General features: G+C 68.1%; 17 protein-coding genes and 1 pseudogene. 16 read left to right on the forward strand and 2 right to left on the reverse strand.

Features of this window, described 5'->3' with window-relative positions; genetic code table 11:
* Window positions 1-60: 60 nt before the first annotated feature.
* The 14 genes and pseudogenes from ACW173_RS02835 (at window position 61) to ACW173_RS02900 (ending at window position 15,444) form a co-directional block, all read left to right on the forward strand.
* Entirely contained in the window at window positions 61-1,797 is a 1,737-nt protein-coding gene (locus ACW173_RS02835; protein ID WP_492083380.1) for an IlvD/Edd family dehydratase, read from the forward strand.
* Window positions 1,797-2,708, forward strand: a complete 912-nt coding sequence (locus ACW173_RS02840) for a 2-dehydro-3-deoxygalactonokinase (RefSeq protein ID WP_492083381.1) — start codon at window positions 1,797-1,799, stop codon at window positions 2,706-2,708. The genes ACW173_RS02835 and ACW173_RS02840 overlap by 1 nt, the downstream gene beginning before the upstream one ends.
* Window positions 2,709-2,713: 5 nt before the next feature.
* On the forward strand, window positions 2,714-3,340 hold the full coding sequence (locus ACW173_RS02845) for a 2-dehydro-3-deoxy-6-phosphogalactonate aldolase (protein ID WP_492083382.1): 627 nt from the start codon (window positions 2,714-2,716) through the stop codon (window positions 3,338-3,340).
* 38 nt (window positions 3,341-3,378) lie between these two features.
* Window positions 3,379-4,944 carry a sodium/sugar symporter gene (locus ACW173_RS02850; RefSeq protein ID WP_492083383.1) on the forward strand — a complete coding sequence of 522 codons (1,566 nt, stop codon included), beginning with the start codon at window positions 3,379-3,381 and terminating at the stop codon, window positions 4,942-4,944.
* A 196-nt stretch (window positions 4,945-5,140) separates the two neighbouring features.
* On the forward strand, window positions 5,141-5,869 hold the full coding sequence (locus ACW173_RS02855; protein ID WP_492083384.1) for a FadR/GntR family transcriptional regulator: 729 nt from the start codon (window positions 5,141-5,143) through the stop codon (window positions 5,867-5,869).
* 68 nt (window positions 5,870-5,937) lie between these two features.
* Window positions 5,938-6,939, forward strand: a complete 1,002-nt coding sequence (locus tag ACW173_RS02860; RefSeq protein ID WP_492083385.1) for a glycoside hydrolase family 5 protein — start codon at window positions 5,938-5,940, stop codon at window positions 6,937-6,939.
* Between the two features lie 51 nt (window positions 6,940-6,990).
* Window positions 6,991-8,001, forward strand: coding sequence for an L-glyceraldehyde 3-phosphate reductase (gene mgrA, locus ACW173_RS02865; RefSeq protein ID WP_492085877.1), 1,011 nt, complete (start codon window positions 6,991-6,993; stop codon window positions 7,999-8,001).
* 164 nt (window positions 8,002-8,165) lie between these two features.
* A pseudogene (locus ACW173_RS02870) lies at window positions 8,166-8,219 on the forward strand (hypothetical protein); the annotation flags it as partial.
* 220 nt (window positions 8,220-8,439) lie between these two features.
* A complete protein-coding gene (locus ACW173_RS02875; RefSeq protein ID WP_492083386.1) occupies window positions 8,440-8,781 on the forward strand; it encodes a hypothetical protein in 342 nt (113 codons plus the stop codon).
* Between the two features lie 202 nt (window positions 8,782-8,983).
* Window positions 8,984-9,328: a hypothetical protein gene (locus ACW173_RS02880; protein WP_492083387.1), complete on the forward strand. Its 345-nt coding sequence runs from the start codon at window positions 8,984-8,986 to the stop codon at window positions 9,326-9,328.
* Between the two features lie 160 nt (window positions 9,329-9,488).
* Window positions 9,489-9,944, forward strand: coding sequence for a hypothetical protein (locus ACW173_RS02885; protein ID WP_492083388.1), 456 nt, complete (start codon window positions 9,489-9,491; stop codon window positions 9,942-9,944).
* Window positions 9,945-10,043: 99 nt separating this feature from the next.
* Window positions 10,044-11,216: an acetyl-CoA C-acetyltransferase gene (locus ACW173_RS02890; RefSeq protein WP_492083389.1), complete on the forward strand. Its 1,173-nt coding sequence runs from the start codon at window positions 10,044-10,046 to the stop codon at window positions 11,214-11,216.
* Window positions 11,217-11,403: 187 nt separating this feature from the next.
* Complete coding sequence (locus ACW173_RS02895; RefSeq protein ID WP_492083390.1) at window positions 11,404-12,354, forward strand: efflux RND transporter periplasmic adaptor subunit; 951 nt, start codon at window positions 11,404-11,406, stop codon at window positions 12,352-12,354.
* A gap of 12 nt (window positions 12,355-12,366) precedes the next feature.
* A complete protein-coding gene (locus tag ACW173_RS02900; protein ID WP_492083391.1) occupies window positions 12,367-15,444 on the forward strand; it encodes an efflux RND transporter permease subunit in 3,078 nt (1,025 codons plus the stop codon).
* A 52-nt stretch (window positions 15,445-15,496) separates the two neighbouring features.
* Here ACW173_RS02900 and ACW173_RS02905 read toward each other — a convergent pair whose 3' ends face one another.
* On the reverse strand, window positions 15,497-16,174 hold the full coding sequence (locus ACW173_RS02905) for an arylesterase (RefSeq protein WP_492083392.1): 678 nt from the start codon (window positions 16,172-16,174) through the stop codon (window positions 15,497-15,499).
* A 74-nt stretch (window positions 16,175-16,248) separates the two neighbouring features.
* Between ACW173_RS02905 and ACW173_RS02910 the strand changes: the two genes are divergently transcribed.
* Window positions 16,249-17,577: a PQQ-dependent sugar dehydrogenase gene (locus ACW173_RS02910; protein WP_492083393.1), complete on the forward strand. Its 1,329-nt coding sequence runs from the start codon at window positions 16,249-16,251 to the stop codon at window positions 17,575-17,577.
* On the opposite strand, the gene ACW173_RS02915 is transcribed toward ACW173_RS02910, so the two are convergent.
* A complete protein-coding gene (locus tag ACW173_RS02915; RefSeq protein ID WP_492083394.1) occupies window positions 17,561-18,184 on the reverse strand; it encodes a TetR/AcrR family transcriptional regulator C-terminal domain-containing protein in 624 nt (207 codons plus the stop codon). The genes ACW173_RS02910 and ACW173_RS02915 overlap by 17 nt on opposite strands.
* An 81-nt stretch (window positions 18,185-18,265) precedes the next feature.
* On the opposite strand from ACW173_RS02915, the gene tet reads away from it, so the two are divergent.
* Entirely contained in the window at window positions 18,266-19,489 is a 1,224-nt protein-coding gene (tet, locus tag ACW173_RS02920) for a Tet(A)/Tet(B)/Tet(C) family tetracycline efflux MFS transporter (RefSeq protein ID WP_492083395.1), read from the forward strand.
* Window positions 19,490-19,503: the final 14 nt, after the last annotated feature.

The following is a 19,503-nucleotide window of genomic DNA, read 5'->3' on the forward strand; positions in this document are numbered from 1 at the left end:
TTATAAATGGCCACCGAGATGACGGGGGCCAGGCCTCAGGGGCCGGCATTAGGGACGGACATGAGCGACGACACCGCGGGCAAGCGCCTGCGCAGCGGCGGAACCTATGGCAAGCTGGATCGGGACGGGTTCATCCACCGATCGTGGATGAAGAGCCAAGGCCTGCCCGACGACGTGTTCGACGGCCGGCCGGTGATCGGCATCTGCAACACCTGGTCCGAAATCACCCCCTGCAACGCCCACCTGCGCGAGATCGCCGAGCATGTGAAACGCGGCGTCTGGGAGGCCGGCGGCCTGCCGCTGGAATTCCCCGCCATGTCGCTGGGCGAGACTCAGATGCGGCCGACGGCCATGCTGTTCCGCAACCTGCTGGCCATGGAGGTCGAGGAGTCGATCCGGGGCAATCCGATCGACGGCGTCGTCCTGCTTGGCGGCTGCGACAAGACCACGCCGGGCCAGCTGATGGGCGCCGCCAGCGTCGACCTCCCCTCCATCGTCGTCTCGTCCGGTCCGATGCTGAACGGCAAGTTCCGCGGCAAGGACATCGGCTCGGGCACCGACGTCTGGAAATTCTCCGAGGCCGTTCGCGCCGGTGAGATGACCCTCGCGGACTTCATGTCGGCCGAGAGCGGCATGAGCCGCTCGCCGGGCACCTGTATGACCATGGGCACGGCCTCGACCATGGCCGCGATCATCGAGGCGATGGGCCTGTCCCTGCCCTACAACGCCAGCATCCCCGCCGTGGACGCCCGCCGCCGAGCGATGTCGCACGAGACCGGCCGGACCATCGTGCGGATGGTCAAGGAAGACCGGACCCTGTCCAAGGTCGCCACCCGCGCGGCCTTCGAGAACGCCCTGCGCGTCCACGCCGCGATCGGCGGCTCGACCAACGCCGTCGTCCACCTGCTGGCCCTGGCCGGCCGCCTGGGCGTGAAGCTGGATCTGGAGGACTTCGACCACCTGTCGCGCGACGTGCCGCTGCTGGTCGACCTGCAGCCCTCGGGCCGCTTCCTGATGGAGGACCTGCACTATGCCGGCGGGCTGCCGGCGGTGATGAAGCAGCTGGAGGCCGTGCTCGATCCCGAAGCCCCGACCGTGGCCGGCCACCGCATCGGCGCCCAGTACGAGGCCGCCGAGGTGTTCAACGCCGAGGTCATCCGCACCATGGCCGATCCGGTGAAGCCCGACAGCGGCATCTGGGTGCTGCGCGGCAACCTCGCGCCCGGCGGCGCGGTGATGAAGCCCAGCGCCGCATCACCCGAACTGCTTAAGCATCGCGGCAAGGCCGTGGTGTTCGAGACCATCGAGGACTTCCGCGCCCGCATCGACGATCCGGACCTGGACGTGGACGCGACCTCGATCCTGGTCTTGAAGGGCTGTGGTCCCAAGGGCTATCCGGGCATGCCCGAGGTCGGCAACATGCCGCTGCCTCGCAAGCTGCTGGAAAAGGGCGTCAAGGACATGCTGAGGATCAGCGACGCCCGGATGAGCGGCACCGCCTATGGCGCGGTGATCCTGCACGTCTCGCCCGAGTCCGACGCCGGCGGCCCGCTGGCCGTGGTGCGCGATGGCGATGAGATCGTGTTCGACGGACCGGCGCGTTCGCTGAGCCTGGCCATCAGCGACGCCGAACTGGAGAGCCGACTGGCCGCCTGGCGCGCCAATCCTCCGCCGGCGAAATACACCCGCGGCTACGCCAAGCTTTACGTCGACCACGTGCTGCAGGCCGACCAGGGCGCGGATCTCGACTTCCTGGTCGGGGCCTCGGGCTCCGTCGTCACCCGCGAAAGCCACTGATGGACCAGGACATCGTCATCGTCGGCGATTGGGGCACCTCGCGCCTGCGGCTGTGGCTGCGCCAGGGCAAGAGCGTCATCCATCGCCGCGACGGCCCGGGCGTCTCGGCCCTGACCGACACGCCGGAGAAGACCTTCCTCGATCTGGTCGGCGACTGGCGCGAGGCCAATCCGGCCGGCGCCTTGCTGTGCGGCATGGTCGGCTCGCGCATCGGCTGGAAGGAAGCGCCCTACGCCGCCTGCCCGGCCGGTCCGGCCGAGGTGGCGGCCAAGGCCCTGCGCTTCGACGCCGACGGCCTACCGGTGACCCTGGTCCCGGGCCTGTCGTGCGCCAATCCGCTGGGCGGCCCCGACGTGATGCGCGGCGAGGAGACCCAGGTGTTCGGCGCCCTGGCCCTGGACGGGACCTTGCGCGCCGGCCGCCATCTCCTTGTGCTGCCCGGCACTCACAACAAGTGGACCGTGGTCGAGGACGGCAAGATCATGGGCTTCGTCACCGCCCCGGTCGGCGAGACCTTCGCCCTGCTAAAGCAGCACTCGACCCTGGCGGCGGGCGGCGGATCTCAGGCCGACGGCTCGGCCGAGGGTTTCGCCGAGGGCCTGGCCCGCATCGCCGAACATGGCGCCCAGCGCCTGACCCACCTGATGTTCGAGACCCGCGCGCGCCAGTTGCTGGAGGACATGTCCTCCGCTGACGCCATGGGCTTCCTCTCGGGCCTGCTGATCGGCGCGGACGTCGCGGCCGCCCGCGACTGGTTCGGGCCGATGGAGGTCGTCACCGTGATCGGCGCCGGCCACCTCTCCGATCTTTATGCGCACGCGCTGGCCAAGATCGGCGTCGCGACCAACACCGTCGGCGGCGACGCGGCCGTCCTCGCCGGGCTCGCGGCGATCTCCAGAGTTCAAGGGTAAAGCTTATGACCAACGCCGCTCCCCAGCCCCCCTTGGCCCCCATCGTGGCCATCCTGCGCGGCGTCAAGCCGGCCGAGATCCTCGACATCGCCGCCGCCTTGGTGGCCGCCGGCATCAAGGGCGTCGAGGTGCCGTTGAACTCGCCCGATCCGCTGGAGAGCATCGGCAAGCTGTGCGACGCCTTCGGCGACCAGGCCCTGTGCGGGGCCGGCACGGTGCTCTCGGCTCAAGCGGTCGATGACGTCGCCGGGGTCGGCGGCAAGCTGATCGTCACGCCCAACACCGACCCCGAAGTCATCGCTCGCGCCGTCGCCCTGAACCTGACCGCCATGCCCGGCTTCGCCACGCCCTCGGAGGCCTTCGTCGCCGTGAAGGCCGGCGCGAAAGCCCTGAAGCTGTTTCCGGCGGGTACGTTCGGCCCGGGTCACATCAAGGCGATCAAGGACGTGCTGCCTAAGGACATCGCGGTCTATGCCGTCGGCGGCGTCGGCGCGGCCAACCTGGCGCCCTGGCGCGCGGCCGGCGTGGCCGGCATCGGCGTCGGCGGCGAGCTCTATCGTCCCGGCTACACGGCCCAGGAGGTCGGCGAACGCGCCGCCGCCCTGGTCGCGGCCTGGAACGCCCAAGTCTAGTCCCCACAAGAACAACAGTCCCTCGGGGGAGGAACACCGTGCAGACCATCGATTTCGTGATCCTGGCGGTCTACGCCGTCGCCATCTTCGGCCTGGCCCAGTGGGTCAGCCGCGACAAGGGCGGTCATCAGAAGGACTCGACCGACTACTTCCTGGCCGGCAAGGCCCTGCCCTGGTGGGCCATCGGCGCGTCGCTGATCGCGGCCAACATCTCGGCCGAGCAGATCATCGGCATGAGCGGCTCGGGCTACGCCATCGGCCTGGCCATCGCCTCGTACGAGTGGATGGCGGCCCTGACCCTGCTGATCGTCGGGAAGTTCTTCCTGCCGGTGTTCCTGAAGAACGGCGTCTACACCATGCCGCAGTTCCTGGAGCAGCGGTACGGCCCCAGCGTGCGGACCCTGATGGCCGTGTTCTGGCTGGGTCTGTACGTCTTCGTGAACCTGACCTCGATCCTGTGGCTGGGCTCGATCGCCATCCACACGGTCACGGGCCTGGACCAGATGTGGGCGCTCGCCGCCATCGGCGTCTTCGCCCTGGCCTATCAGCTCTGGGGCGGGTTGAAGGCCGTGGCCCTGACCGACATCGTCCAGGTGGCCCTGCTGGTCACCGGCGGCCTGATCATCGCCTGGCTGTCGCTGGGCAAGATCGGCAATGGCGACGTGCTGGCGGGCTTCCACCACCTGACGACGACCTTCCCCGAGAAGTTCGACATGATCCTGGCCAAGGACAATCCGCACTACAAGGACCTGCCCGGCATCGCGGTGCTGGTCGGCGGCCTGTGGATCATGAACATCAGCTATTGGGGCTTCAACCAGTACATCATCCAGCGCGCCCTGGGGGCCAAGGACCTGAAGGAGGCCCAGAAGGGCATCGCCATGGCGGCCTACCTGAAGCTGCTGATGCCGGTGATCGTGGTGCTGCCGGGCATCGCCGCCCTGGTCCTGGCCCCGCAAGGCATCAAGCCCGACCAGGCCTATCCGGAGATGATGAAGCTGCTGCCGCCCGGCCTGTTGGGCCTGGTGTTCGCGGCCCTGGTGGCGGCGATCGTCGCCTCGCTGGCGGCCAAGATCAATTCGATCGCCACCATCTTCACCCTCGATGTCTACGCCAAGGCGCGCCCCAACCAGAGCGAAGGTCGGCTGGTCGCCGTCGGCCGCATCGCCGCCGTGGTCGCGGTAATCATTGGCGTCCTGACCGCCAAGCCGCTGCTGGGCGGGGCCGAGCAGGCGTTCCAGTTCATCCAGGAGTTCACCGGCTTCTTCACGCCGGGGATCGTGGTGATCTTCATCCTGGGCATGTTCTGGAAGAAGGCGACCACCGCCGGGGCCCTGACCGCCGCCATCGGCTCGGCTGTCCTCTCCGCCCTGTTCTGGTACCTGCAGGAGCAGGCGATCTACACCATGCCGTTCATGAACCGCGTGGGCGTGGTCTTCCTGCTGTCGCTGGCGGGAGCCGTGCTGGTCTCGCTGGTCGCCCCGCAGAAGACGCCGGTCAGCGTCGTGACGCTGGAAGGGGTCAGCTACAAGACCTCGACCGGCTTCAACATCGCCGGCGTCGGGGTCATCCTGATCCTGATCGCGCTCTACGCCACCTGGTGGTGAGACCAATTCGGGCGGCCAGCGCCATGCGCGGTCGCCCATTTTTTCTCTTTTGGTCAGACCTCCGACCTGAACGCTCTTGCCGAACGCTCCCGGCGCGGCTGTATTCAGCTCCACCGCTCCATTCGCGGTCGGAACAAAACACGGTACAGAGCGGCGAAATCGATTTGTTCGCCGCCGCAGGAAAGAAGATTCGCCGATGCGCACTCAGCCTGGTCTGAGTTTGACCTACGGTCTGGTCGAGCAACTTGGTCAGGCCATCGTGACCGGCGAATACGCCGAGGTGGGCTTCCCCACCGAGGGTGAACTGTCCAAGCAGTTCGGCGCCAGCCGCACCGTCACCCGCGAGGCGGTCAAGATGCTGACCGCCAAGGGCCTGCTCAGCGCCCGCCCCCGCCACGGCACCGTGGTCGAGCCGGAAGCCGAATGGAACATGCTCGATCCGGACGTGCTGCGCTGGCTGCTGGAGCGCAAGTTCAGCCTTCGCCTGCTGGCCGATTTCACCGAGATGCGCCTAGGGATCGAGCCCGCCGCCGCCGCGCTCGCCGCCCGTAACGCCGACGAGGCGGGGCTGGAGGAGATCCGCAAGGGCCTGCGCCGCATGAAAGCCGCCGCCGAGGGCGAGGACGATCCCCTTACCGCCGACATCGCCTTCCACATCGCCATCCTCAGCGCGACCAAGAACCCGTTCTATCGCGAGCTGCACGAGCTGGTGAACACGGCCCTGCGCATCTCGATCCGCTTCACCAACCGCATCAAGGGCCGCACCGCCTCGATCCCCTCGCACGAGGACGTGGCCGAAGCGATCATCGCCCGCGACGCCGACAAGGCCTCGGCGGCCATGCGCGAGATCATCGTCGACGTGCTGGAGCTGATCCGCGCGGCCTCGCCGGCCACCGAGAGCGAAGCGGCCCGCCGCGAGGCGTGACCTTCGGGTCCGTTCTTTCGGACCGCATTTGACAACGTTGTCGCACAACGAGGAGGTGGGAGGACGCGATGGCTTTGATACGCGAAATCCTGGCGCTGGCCGCCGTCGCCGGTGCCCTCGCCCTACCCGCCGCCGCGCGTGAGATCACGCCGGAAGCCCAAGTCGCGGCGATGAAGCGCGGCGTCAACGTGCTGGGCTATGACCCGCTGTGGAAGGACCCGGCCAAGGCCCGCTTCCAGCTGGATCACCACTTCAAGACCATCAAGGCCGGCGGCTTCGACACGGTGCGGGTCAACCTGCACGCCTTCGAGCACATGGATGCGGGCAACCGCCTCGATCCGAAGTGGCTGGCCACCGTCGACAAGATCGTCGCGCAGGGCCTGGCCGCCAAGCTGACCGTCATCCTGGACGAGCACGACTTCAACGCCTGCCAGGACGACCTGGTCGCCTGCAAGCCCAAGCTAACCGCCTTCTGGACGCAGATGGCCGAGCGTTACAAGGGCGCCCCCGACCGGGTGGTGTTCGAGCTGCTGAACGAGCCGAACCGGACGATGGACCCGGTCTGGAACGCCTGGATCCCCGACCTGCTGGCGGCCGTCCGCGCGACCAACCCTACTCGCAACGTCATCGTCGGCCCGACCAACTGGAACAGCCTGCACCGCCTGGCGGACCTGAAACTGCCCGAGGCCGACCGCCACCTGATCGTGACCTTCCACTACTACGATCCGTTCCCGTTCACCCACCAGGGCGCGTCGTGGGCCAGCCCGATCCCGCCGGTCGGAACACCGTGGGGGACCCCGGACGAGCGCGCCCGGATCGACAAGGATTTCGACACCGTCGTCGCCTGGGCCAAGGCCGAAGGGCGGCCGGTGCTGCTGGGCGAGTTCGGAGCCTACGACAAAGGTCCAATGGACTCGCGCATCGCCTATACCCAGGCTGTCGCACGGTCAGCCGAAGCGCACGGTTTCGCCTGGGCTTACTGGCAGTTCGACAGCGACTTCATCGTCTATGACATCAAGGCCGACGCCTGGAATGCGCCGATCCACGACGCCCTGATCCCCGCCAAATAGGATAGTCCCGTGCAAGCTCCGTACGTCGCCGCCGCCGACCGCTATTCGTCGATGCCCTACCGCCGCACGGGCCGCAGCGGCCTCGACTTGCCGGCCATCTCGCTGGGCCTGTGGCAGAACTTCGGCGGGTCAGACGTGTTCGAGACCGGCCGCGCCATCCTGCGCCGGGCGTTCGACCTGGGGGTCACCCACTTCGACCTCGCCAACAACTACGGCCCGCCCTACGGCTCCGCGGAAGAGAACTTCGGCAAGGTGCTGAACAGCGACTTCGCGGCCCACCGCGACGAGCTGGTGATCTCGACCAAGGCCGGCTGGGACATGTGGCCGGGCCCCTATGGCGGCGTCGGCGGCTCGCGCAAGTATCTGATCGCCAGCTGCGACCAGAGCCTCAAGCGTATGGGCGTCGACTATGTCGACATCTTCTATTCGCACCGCGTGGATCCGACGACGCCGCTGGAAGAGACCATGGGCGCCCTGGCTCACCTGCACCGCCAGGGCAAGGCGCTGTACGTCGGGATTTCGTCCTACTCGCCCGAGCTGACCCGTCAGGCCCACGCCATCCTCAAGAGCGAAGGCGTGCCGCTGCTGATCCACCAGCCGTCCTATTCGATGGTCAATCGCTGGATCGAGGACGAACTCCTGGACACCCTTGATACGTTGGGCGTCGGCTGCATCGCCTTCTCGCCGCTGGCCCAGGGCCTGCTGACCAACAAGTACCTGAACGGCGTGCCGGCGGACTCGCGCGTCGCCAAGGAAGGCTCGTTCGGCGGTCACCTGCTGAGCGAGGACAATCTGGCCCGCATCCGCGCCCTGGACGCCATCGCCAAGCGTCGCGGCCAGACCCTGGCCCAGCTGGCCTTGTCGTGGGTGCTGCGCGATCCTCGCGTCACCTCGGCCCTGATCGGCGCCCGCACGGTGGCCCAGCTAGAGGATTCCCTGGCCGCGCTGAACACCCTGTCGTTCACCGCCGAAGAGTTGGCCGAAATCGACAGCCATGCCTCGGAAGGCGGCGTTGACCTGTGGAAGGTCTCGTCGAAGTTGGCTATCGGCGATCTACCCTAGGGTTAATAGCCAAGGTTTAATGTTCCGACGGCTTGTCGAAGCCTCGCGTTCGCATAAGGTTCCCCGCGATGGACAAGGGCGATCCTTCAGTTTCTGACGAGGTCCAAGGCCTCGACCGCCTCACCGAGCGTGAGCGCGAATGCCTTCGACTCGTCGATCGTCACATGAGCTCCAAGGAGATCGCCCGCGAACTGGGCCTCTCCAAACACACTGTCGACTGGCACCTGGACAAGGCCCGCAAGCGCCTCGGCGCGGCGGACCGCTACGACGCCGCCCGCCGGGTCTTCGATCGCGCCCGCCAGGGTGGCTACGATCACAGGGGCGCCCCCCCAATGGCGGGCGTTACCCCCCCTCCGATCGCGTCGGGGTCCGACACGGCGCGGCTAGGCGAACGCCCTTCCTCACGGTCAGCTGACCTCATCGAGGAAGGAGTTCCCAGTGAACGAGTTGACCCCCCATCAGAAGGACGCGATCGGCCGAGCCACGCATTTGCGCCGGGAAGTGAGCAGCTTCCAGGACATGTGGCCCCGGCTGAATTCGGCCGAACTTATGCCCCCGATCACGTGGAGCGAGCTCGAGCGCCAGCTCAAGAGCCTGGCGGTCACCCCGACCGCCGCGTCGATGGTGCCCGACCTGGTGGAAGCAACGCGCAAGCAGGCTTCGTTCAAGCCGAACGAACTGGTGATGCGCGAGATCCTGTGCATCGCCAGCGCGGTGATGGACGAGACGTTCCTGTCGGAATCCTGCTCTTCGGATCCGGAGGACGATCTAACCACCTGAGCCTGCCCCTCCGGCTGGCCTTCATCGCGGCCGTGATGATCGTGACCGCTTTAGCGTTCGGTTCGATCCTGGCGGGGCTCCACGCGTTGGAAAGCCTGTTCCCTCTGCCCTAGAACGACCAGCCCGCGGAGCGGGGCGAGCCAATCCCATCATCATCAACACTGGCAACGCGCCGACGACGTCGGCGTGAGGGAGACTTCGTATGCTCAAGCAACGCCGTGAAGCCGCTGAGACCGTGGCCGAAGCTCTGTTCGCCGCGGAAAAAGCCATCGACGCCGCCATCTCCACCACCGCCACCCTCGCCGCCCTGATGCCCAGCAGCCGCCAGGCCGCCCGTGTCTCGGCCCTGATCGGCCAGGACGCCCTGATGTCGGCCATCAACACCATCCAGGCCCTGGGCGCGGCGCGCGAAGGCATCGTCACCACCCACAAGCATCTGTCGGTCGCCCAGCGCGACATGGGCTTGGCGGCCGTGTCGTTCGGCCAGGGCGCGGAAAAGCCCGGAGACGAGGTCAAGACCGCCGGCCGCCTGACCATCGCCGCCTAGACCATCGCCACCTGGCGCTGGCCTGCCCACGCGCTTGGCGCGGCGCGCGACCCTCGTCGGTTCCAGCCGATGAGGGTCGTTGCTGTCTCGGCCTTTGCTGTCCGGGGCCTTGGCTGTCCGGGGTCGTTGCAATCTGGAAGAATGGCGCCACCCTGAAGCGATGTCCTTCAGCCACCTCTATCAATGGATCAGCCTCGCCGCCCTGCTGATCTCGACCGGCGTGGCCCTCTGGCGCGGCGGTTGGCCCGAGCGCCTGGCCGCGGGCGCCATGATCCTGGCCTGGCTCGCCAGCGGCCTGCTCTACAAGACCCGCCTGTGGTTCGGCCCGCAGACGGCGGTTTTCCTTGTGGATCTGGCCCTGCTTCTGGTGCTGCTGTTCATCGCCCTGCGGTCAGACCGTTGGTGGCCGATGTGGGCCTGCGGTTTCCACGGCCTGACCCTGATCCTGACGCTGGCCACCCTGCTCGACACCCGGATCTCCAATCGCGCTGGCTACATCGCCGGCGGCGGCGTCTTCAGCTACCTGGTCATGCTCGCCCTGTTCCTCGGGGCCGTGCGCCGCCGTCGCGCCGCGCCGCCACAGATGGCCCCTGACGCCGCGTCACCGCTGACATAGCCTCGAACGCCTGTTTCACTTCCTCCAACGGCAGCGCCTGAGGCGAAAGTGCGTGCGGTTTCGCCGCCCGAACGCGCGCCGGCAAGGAGGAGGAAAGTCATGGGTGAAGCCTATATCGTGGCGGCCGCGCGGACGGCCGGCGGGCGCAAGGGCGGCAAGGTGTCTGGCTGGCATCCGGCGGATCTGGGCGGCGTCATCCTGGACGCCCTGGTCGCGCGCGCCAACGCCGATCCGGCCCTGATCGAGGACGTGATCATGGGCTGCGTGGGCCAGGTCGGCGAGCAGGGGCTGAACATCGCCCGCAACGCCATCCTCGCCTCCAGCCTGCCCGAGAGCGTGCCGGGCACCTCGGTCGACCGCCAATGCGGCTCGTCGCAGCAGGCCATCCACTTCGCCGCCGCCACCGTGATGTCCGGGGCCATGGACATCGTCATCGCCGCCGGCGTCGAGAGCATGAGCCGCGTGCCGATGGGGTTGTCATCGCAGCTGCCTTACAAGAACGGTTTCGGGACCTACAAAAGCCCGCGCATCGAGGACCGCTATCCAGGCATCCAGTTCAGCCAGTTCACCGGCGCCGAGATGCTGGCCAAGAAGTACGACCTCTCGCGGGCGGAGCTCGACGCCTACGCCCTGAAGAGCCACCAGCGGGCCATGGCCGCGACGACGGGCGGCAAGTTCGCCGCCGAGATCGTGCCGATCGACCTGACGCTGGAGGGCGGCGCGACCGAGCGCCACGATACCGACGAGGGCATCCGCTGGGACGCCACGCTGGAGTCGATCGGGTCGGTGAAGCTGCTGGCCGAGGACGGTCGCATCACCGCCGCCACCTCCAGCCAGATCTGCGACGGCGCGGCGGGCGTGATGATCGTCAACGAGCGCGGGCTCAAGACTTTGGGTGTCTCGCCGCTGGCTCGGATCCACAGCATGACCGTGATCGGCCACGACCCGGTCATCATGCTGGAAGCTCCGATCCCAGCCACCCTGAAGGCGCTGGAGCGGGCCGGCCTGAAGATCGGCGACATCGACCTCTACGAGGTCAACGAGGCCTTCGCCTCGGTGCCGACCGCCTGGCTGAAGGTGACCGGCGGCGATCCCGACAAGCTCAACGTCAATGGCGGGGCGATTGCCTTGGGCCACCCGCTGGGCGGGTCGGGCGCCAAGCTGATGACGACCCTGGTGCATGCGATGCGGGACCGCGGCGCGCGGTACGGGCTGCAGACGATGTGCGAGGGCGGCGGGCTGGCGAACGTGACGATCGTGGAGCGGCTCTGAGAACCAAGACCCTCCCCCTAGCGGGGGAGGATCTCCAGTTCATTTATCGTCTTACGGCAAATTAACTCAGCGACCGGGGGTTTGTCGGCTAGAAGGCCGAGGGCTCTAACTGTCGCTGGGGAATATCGTGCTTTACCGGATCAATGGGCGCCGCCCGACTTTGAGCGCGCTGGTCTTGGTCTTGGGCGTGAGCGCGATCGCTCTGTCCGGCTGCGGCGACAAGAAGGCGAAGACGGCGAAGTCCTCGCCCACCGCCACGGCGACCGTCAGCGTCGTCTCGGTGTCGAGCCAGCCCATCGCCCGCCAGATCAACGCCACCGGCACGATCTCGCCCTGGGAAGAGGTGCCGGTGGGCGCCGAAACCGGCGGCCTGACGGCGGTCGCGGTCAATGCCGAGGAAGGCCAAGTCGTCCAGGCCGGCCAGGTGCTGGTGCTGCAGGCCAAGGGCTATCTGAGCCAAGCCGGCCTCGACACCGCCACCGCCCGCCAAGGCACGTCGGCCGCCAACCTGGCCGCCGCCGAAGCCAGCCGGGGCGAGACCGCCGCGCGCCTGGGCCAGACCTCGATCCGCGCCCCGGTCGGCGGCCTGATCAGCCGCCGCAGCGTCACCAAGGGCCAGATCGTCACCGCCGGTTCGGAGCTCTTCCGCATCGTTCGCGATAGCCGCCTGGAGCTGGACGCCGAGCTGCCCGAGACCGACCTGGCCGCCGTCAAGGCCGGCATGCCGGCCAAGATCTACTCGGAGAAGCTGGGTGAAATGACCGGCCGCGTCCGCATCGTCACCTCGGAAGTCAACGCCACGAACCGCCTGGGCGTGGCCCGTATCGCGCTGACCTCGATGGGCGGCTTCCGTCCTGGCATGTTCGCCCGCGCCACGATCGATGCGGGTGACCAACCCGCTTTGGTCGTGCCATCGGCCTCGGTGCTGTACCGCGAGAACCGCCCCGGCGTGTTCGTGGTCGACGCCGCCAAGAAGGCCCACTTCCGCCGCATCACCATTCTGGCCAACACCGGCGACCGCGTCGCCGCCACCGGCCTGACCGCCGGCGAGCGCGTGGTGGTCGACGGCGCCGGCTTCCTGGGCGAAGGCGACCTGGTGCGCATCAGCGCCTCGCCCGCCCCCAAGCCCGCGCGCTAAGGACCAGCACCGATGCGCAACATCTCCTCCTGGGCGATCAAGAACCCGATCCCCGTCATCCTGCTGTTCCTGCTCCTGACCATCGCCGGCCTGGCCGGCTTCCGGAGCATGCGGATCAACAACAACCCCGACGTCGACCTGCCGTTCGTCGTCGTCACGGCCGTGCGCCCTGGCGCCGCGCCCAGCGAGCTGGAGACCCAGGTCACCCGCCTGATCGAGGACTCGATCGCGGGCCTTGGCCAGGTGCGCCACATCAACTCCACCGTCGTCGACGGCGCCTCGACCACCTTCATCGAGTTCGAGCTGGGCGTGGACCACGAGCGCGTCACCAACGACGTGCGCAACGCCATGTCCAACCTGCGCGGCTCCCTGCCCCAGGACATGCAGGAGCCGATCGTCACCCGGATCGACATCTCGGGCGACCCGTTGATCACCTATGTCGTCAAGGCTCCGACCCTGACGCCCGAGCAGCGCAGCTGGTTCGTTGACAACGACGTCAGCCGCGCCCTGCTGGCCCTGAAAGGGGTCGGCGAGGTCAACCGCCAGGGCGGGGTCAGCCGCGAGATCGAGGTCGCCCTGGCGCCCGACCGCCTGGCCGCGCAAGGCGTCACCGCCGCCGCCGTCAGCCAGGCGCTGGTCTCGTCCAACGCCGACCTGCCCGGCGGCCGGGTGACCATTTCGGGCGCCGAGCGGGCCATCCGCACGCTGGGCGCGGCCGGCACGGTCGAACAGCTGCGCGAGACCCGCGTGCCCCTGGCCTCGGGCGGCGCCGTGCGGCTGGCCGACCTGGGCACGATCACCGACCACTGGGCCGAGCCGCGCTCGCGCGCCCGTTACGACGGCCAGGAAGTCGTGACCTTCAACATGGTCCGCTCGCGCGGCGCCTCCGAGGTCCAAACCGCCGAGAAGGTTCGCAAGGCTATCGAGACGCTCGACAAGGAGCATCCCGAGCTGACGATCGAGGAGATCACCTCGAACGTGAAGTACATCGAGGAGAGCTACATCGCCTCGATGGAAGCCCTGATCATCGGCGCGGTGCTGGCCGTGCTGGTGGTGCTGCTGTTCCTGCGCGACTGGCGCGCCACCCTGCTGTCGGCCGTCGCCATCCCGATGTCGCTGCTGCCGACCTTCGCCATCCTGGCGCCGATGAACCAGTCGCTGAACGGCGTGACCCTGCTGGCTTTGTCGCTGACCGTCGGCATCCTCGTGGACGACGCCATCGTCGAGATCGAGAACATGGTCCGCCACATGCGCGGGGGCAAAAGCCCCTATGCGGCGGCCATGGAGGCGGCCGACGAGATCGGCCTCGCCGTCGTCGCCACCACCTTCACCATCGTGGCGGTGTTCGCGCCCGTGGGCTTCATGCCCGGCATCATCGGCCAGTTCTTCAAGGCGTTCGCCCTGGCCGCCTGTATCTCGGTGCTGTTCTCGCTGGTGGTCGCCCGCCTGCTGACGCCGCTGATGGGCGCCTACATGCTCAAGGCCGACGCCAAGCACGAGGACAAGGACCCGCCGTGGATGGGTCCTTACCTGAAGAGCCTGAACTGGGGCCTGAACAATCGCTGGAAGGTCCTGGCGATGGGCATCCCGATGTTCTTCATCTCGATCTTCCTGGCCACCCGCCTGCCGTTCGAGTTCCAGCCTCAGGCCGACCGCGGCCGGGCCGAGTTCTCGGTCGAGCTGCCGCCGGGCGCCACCCTGGACGAGACCGACGCCGTCGTGCAGCGCGTGACCCGCGAGCTGCGCGCCCGCGCGGAAGTGGTCGGGGTTTATGCCTCGGTCGGCGGCAACGCCGTCAATAAGGGCCAGATCACCGCCGACCTGACCGACAAGGGCCAGCGGATCAGCCAGCAGGCCTTCAGCCGCCAGATGGTCGACCAGTTCGCCCAGATCCCCGGCGCGCGCATCGGCGCGGGCAGCAACAACGGCGGCGGCCCGTCCAGCGGCGGCAGCTACACCCTGCGCCTGCTCAGCGACAACGGTCCGGCCCTGGAAGCCGCGGCCCGCAAGGTCGAGGCCGAGATGCGCGGCGTGCCGGGCCTGGCCCACGTGGTCAACACCGCCTCGATCGCCCGTCCCGAGATCGTCGTCACGCCCAAGCCCGACCAGGCCGCCCGCGCCGGCGTCTCGGCCGGGGCCATCAGCCAGGCCGTGCGCGTGGCCACCATCGGCGACGTCGACCAGAACCTGCCCAAGTACAACCTGGGTGACCGCCAGGTGCCGATCCGCCTGCGCCTGAACGACGACGCCCGCGAGGACATCGCCGTGCTGCAGACCCTGCAGGTGCCGTCGGCGACCGGCTCGGTGCCGCTGAACGCGGTGGCCGACGTGCGCTTCGGCGCCGGTCCCTCGCAGATCGACCGCCAGGACCGCTCGCGCGTGGCCACCATCACCGCCGAGCTGGACGGCATCGTCGTCGGCGAGGCGGGCAAGCGCGTCCACGCCCTGGCTTCGGTCAAGAACCTGCCCACCGGCGTCAAGGAAGTGGCCGCGGGCGACGCCGAGTTCATCCAGGAGATGGTCAGCGGCTTCCTGGGCGCGCTGATCACCGGCATCCTCCTGATGTACGTCGTGCTGGTGCTGCTGTTCCGTAGCTTCGCCCACCCGATCACCATCATGGTGGCTCTGCCGCTCGCCATCGGCGGCGCCTTCGGCCTCCTGGTGCTGGCCAAGTCCAGCTTCTCGATCTCGACCCTGATCGGGATCCTGATGCTGATGGGCATCGCGGCCAAGAACTCGATCCTGCTGGTCGAGTACGCGATCATGGCCATGAAGGAACACGGCATGGACAAGCGCACGGCCATCGTCGACGCGGCCCACAAGCGGGCCCGGCCGATCCTGATGACCACCGTGGCCATGGGCGCGGGCATGCTGCCCACCGCCATCGGCCTGGGCGCCGAGGTCGAATTCCGAGCTCCGATGGCTATCGCGGTCATCGGCGGCCTGATCACCTCGACACTGCTGTCGCTGCTCTACATCCCGGTGGTCTTCATCCTGATGGACGGGCTGACGGTCCGCGCCGGCCGCCTGATGGGCCGCATCTTCGGCGGCCAGCACCACGTGGCGGCGAAGAAGCCGATCGTGGAGTAGAGCCAACACCGTTTCCCCGGCGAAAGCCGGGGAAACGGGTGAGTGTCACGCCCTAGGTTTTGAGCGCCTGCGCCACCACTGGCGCCAATCGATCAGCAATAATCCTCGCCCCTTCGGCATTGGGATGGATCCCGTCCCGCTGCATGTAGCGCGACACCCCGATCACCCCCGTGAAGAAGTCCGGCGCGTAGAACACCCGCTGCTCGCGCGCCAGGTCTGGATAAACGGCCGAGAAGCGGCGGGCATAGGCCACGCCCAGCAGGGCGGGCGCCTTCACCCCAGCCAGTACGACGCGGACATTGCGCTCCTTCAGGTGCTGGATGATGGCCCGCAGGTTGGCCTTGGTCATCGCGGGCTCCATGCCCAGCAGAAGGTCGTTGCCGCCCAGGGCGATCACGCAGACGCTGGTCTCGGACGGCACGCGGTCGATCCGGGCCAGGCCATTGGCGCTGGTGTCGCCCAGCACCCCGAAGCCCTTCACGCGCGCCTTGATGCTCATCCGGTCCAACGCCGTCTGCAGTCTGGCGGGCATTGCCATGTTGCTGGCGAGGCCCAGGCCCGCCGTGATCGAGTCGCCCAGCACCGTCACCAAAGGCGGCGGAGGAGGTGGGGGTGGCGGCTTGGGCGCGGCCTTGCGCGAGGCCGCGAACGCGCCGCCCGGCAGGGCAAAGGCGACGAAGCCGGCCAGCAGGCCGCGACGATCAAAAATGCGGGACTGGAACTTAACCATGGTCGAACCGTATCAATCTCCAGAGCACACTAAAGTCCATGCCCGTTGAACGCAGGCTGAAGGAAGAAGCGCCCATGCGCCGTCAGGTTCGCGAAATCTTGATCGTCGGCTGCGCCTTCGCGGCGCTGGCGGCTTGCGGTCAAAGTAATGGCCAGCAGAACAGCACCGTAGGCTACGGCCCCAACCCCGCCCTACCCGAGCCCCGCCGCACCTTGATTCCGACCGTGAAGGTCTCGGAGGTCGTCGGCTGGCCAGCTGGCGTCACGCCCCGCGCCCCGGCCGGCTTCCGCGTGCGGCCGTTCGCGACCGGCCTGGACCATCCCCGCTGGCTGCTGGTGCTGCCCAATGGCGACGTGCTGGTCGCCGAGAGCAACGCGCCGCCCAAGAAGGAGCCCCCCAAGGGGATCAAGGGCTTCTTCGAGGCCAAGCTGATGAAGAAGGCCGGGGCCGGCGTGCCCAGCGCCAACCGCATCACCCTGCTGCGCGACGCCGACCATGACGGCGTCGCCGAGGTGAAGACGCCTTTCCTGACCGGCCTCTATTCGCCGTTCGGCATGGCCCTGGTCGGCGAGACGCTTTACGTCGCCAACGCCGACGCCATCGTCGCCTTCCCTTACGCCACCGGTACGACCCAGATCACCGCCGCGCCGCGTAAGGTCACCGACCTGCCGGGCGGGCCGATCAACCACCACTGGACCAAGAACATCATCGCCAGCCCGGACGGGACCAAGCTGTTCGCCACGGTCGGCTCCAACAGCAATGTCGGCGAGAACGGCATGGCCAACGAGGTCGACCGCGCCGCGATCCTCGAGGTCGACCTGGCCACGGGGTCCAAGCGCCTGTTCGCCGGCGGCCTGCGCAATCCCAACGGCATGGGCTGGAACCCGGCCAATGGCGAGCTATGGACCGCGGTCAACGAGCGCGACGAACTGGGCAACGACCTGGTGCCCGACTACATGACCTCTGTGCGCGAGGGCGGCTTCTACGGCTGGCCCTACAGCTACTACGGCCGCCACGTCGACAAGCGGGTCCGCGACTCTGAGCGCCGGCCCGACATGGTCGAGCGGGCCATGGTTCCCGACTACGCCCTGGGTTCGCACACCGCCTCGCTGGGCCTGACCTTCTACACGGGAACAAGTTTCCCGGCGCACTACAAGGACGGCGTCTTCGTCGGCCAGCACGGCTCGTGGAACCGCAAGCCTCAGGCCGGCTACAAGGTGATCTTCGTGCCCTTCGCCGGCGGGAAACCGGCCGGGACGGTGGAGGACTTCCTCACCGGCTTCCTGGACGCGGACGGCAAGGCGCAGGGGCGGCCGGTGGGTGTGACGGTGGACGGCGCCGGCGCGCTGCTGGTCGCCGATGACGTCGGGAACGTGGTGTGGCGGGTCAGCGCGGCGAAGTAGCCAGCTCCGTCTCCGCGCCCTTTACCATCAGGTCCAGCCCGCGCTCGAAAAGGCCGGCGTGGTCGCTCTTGCGGTAGTCGGCGATCGCCTCGGCCAAGGCGGGATAGGCCCGGGCGGCGTCGTCCAGTCGCGCCTGCTGCGCTGAACCGGTAATGGGCGAGGCCTGCTCCTCCAGCACGCAGCCGACGACGTAGCGACTGATCGCGACGAACAGCTGCAGAGCCTGGCCCGGAGAAAACCCCGCCGCCGTCAGATGCCGGATCTGGATCTCGACATGGTCCAGATCGTCGGGCGCGGCCTCGGTGCCGGCATGCACGCGCGCCCCGTCGCGGTAGCTCAGCAGGGCCGCTCGGAAGCCGCGGCCGTTGCGCCTCAGAAAGTCCTGCCAGCCCTCGTCCGGCCGAGGCGTGCGGGCGTCCGAGGCCCGCGCCAAGATTTCGCCGTTCATGGCGTCCAGCAAGGCGCGCTTGTTCTTGAAGTGCCAGTACAGGGCTGGCTGCTGCACGCCCAGGCGCTGGGCGATGGCCCGCGTCGACAGGGCGTCGATCCCGACCTCGTTCAGGAGCTCCAGCGCCGTGTCGAGAATGCGTTGGCGATCGACTTTCATGCGCCTCGATGTGAATCAGCTTGACCTCGCGGCCGATCCGAACTTTATCGCCGATAAGGAACTTTATCGATGATAAATTTTATGCCCGATCCGTTTAAGAGCCGCGCCAAACTCGCCTTTCCCCTGATCCTGGCCACCGTGATGCTCGACGCCGTCGGCATCGGCCTGGTCATGCCGATCATCCCGCGCCTGCTGCGCGAGGTCGGTCACACCGGCGACCTAGGCTGGCGGTTCGGGGCGTTCCTGGGCTTGTACGCCCTGATGCAGTTCCTGTGCGCGCCGGTGCTGGGCGCGCTCAGTGACAAGGTCGGCCGCCGGCCGGTGCTGCTGGTCTCGCTGGCCGGCGCGGCGATCGACTATGTGTTCATGGCCCTGGCCCCCAGCCTGGCCTGGTTGTTCGTCGGCCGCGCCATCGCCGGGATCACCGGGGCCAACATGGCCGTCGCTCAGGCCTATATCGCCGACATCACCCCCGAGGCGCAGCGCACCCGCCGATTTGGCCTGTTCAGCGCCATGTTCGGGGTTGGCTTCATCCTGGGTCCGGTAATGGGCGGGTTCCTAGGGGAGGTCTGGACGCGCGCGCCATTCCTGGCGGCGGCGGCGCTGAATGGCCTGAACTTCCTGATGGCCCTCCTGGTCCTGCCGGAGTCGCACAAGACCTTGGCGCGGAGCCGCGCCAAGCCGTTCGACCGGGCGGCCTTCAACCCGTTCGCCTCGCTGCGCTGGGCGACGGCGTTCCCGGCCCTGCTGCCGCTGATGGCCGCCTTCGTCCTGCTGGCCATCGTCGGCGAGGTGGGCGGCACGATCTGGGTGCTGTACGGCGAGGACAAGTTCGCCTGGGATCCATGGACGGTCGGCTTCTCGCTGGCGGGCTTCGGCGTGTTCACCGCCCTGGCCCAGGCCTTCGTGGCCGGCCCGGTCGCCGAGCGCTTCGGCGAGCGCAAGACCCTGGCCATGGCCATCGTCTGCGACGCCTTCGCCTATCTGGCCATCGCGCTGGCCAACAAGGGCTGGATGGCGTTCGCGCTGCTGCCGTTCTTCTGCCTGGGCGGCATCGGCCACGCGGCCATCGCGTCCTTGCTGTCGGCCCAGGTGGGCGAGGACCAACAGGGCCGGCTGCAGGGCGTGATGGCCAGCCTGGCCAGCCTGGCCTCGGTCATCGGCCCGGTGGTCATCGCCCAGGTCTATTTCGCCAGCCGCGACTGGTTCCCGGGCCTGGTCTGGACGGCCGGCGCGGTCATGGGCCTCCTATGCCTGCCCATCCTCTTGAGTGGACGTCAGGGCAAGCTTGCACAAGCAGACTGACTAAGTCAGGGTCC

Source organism: Caulobacter sp. ALps2 (genome assembly GCF_058681635.1).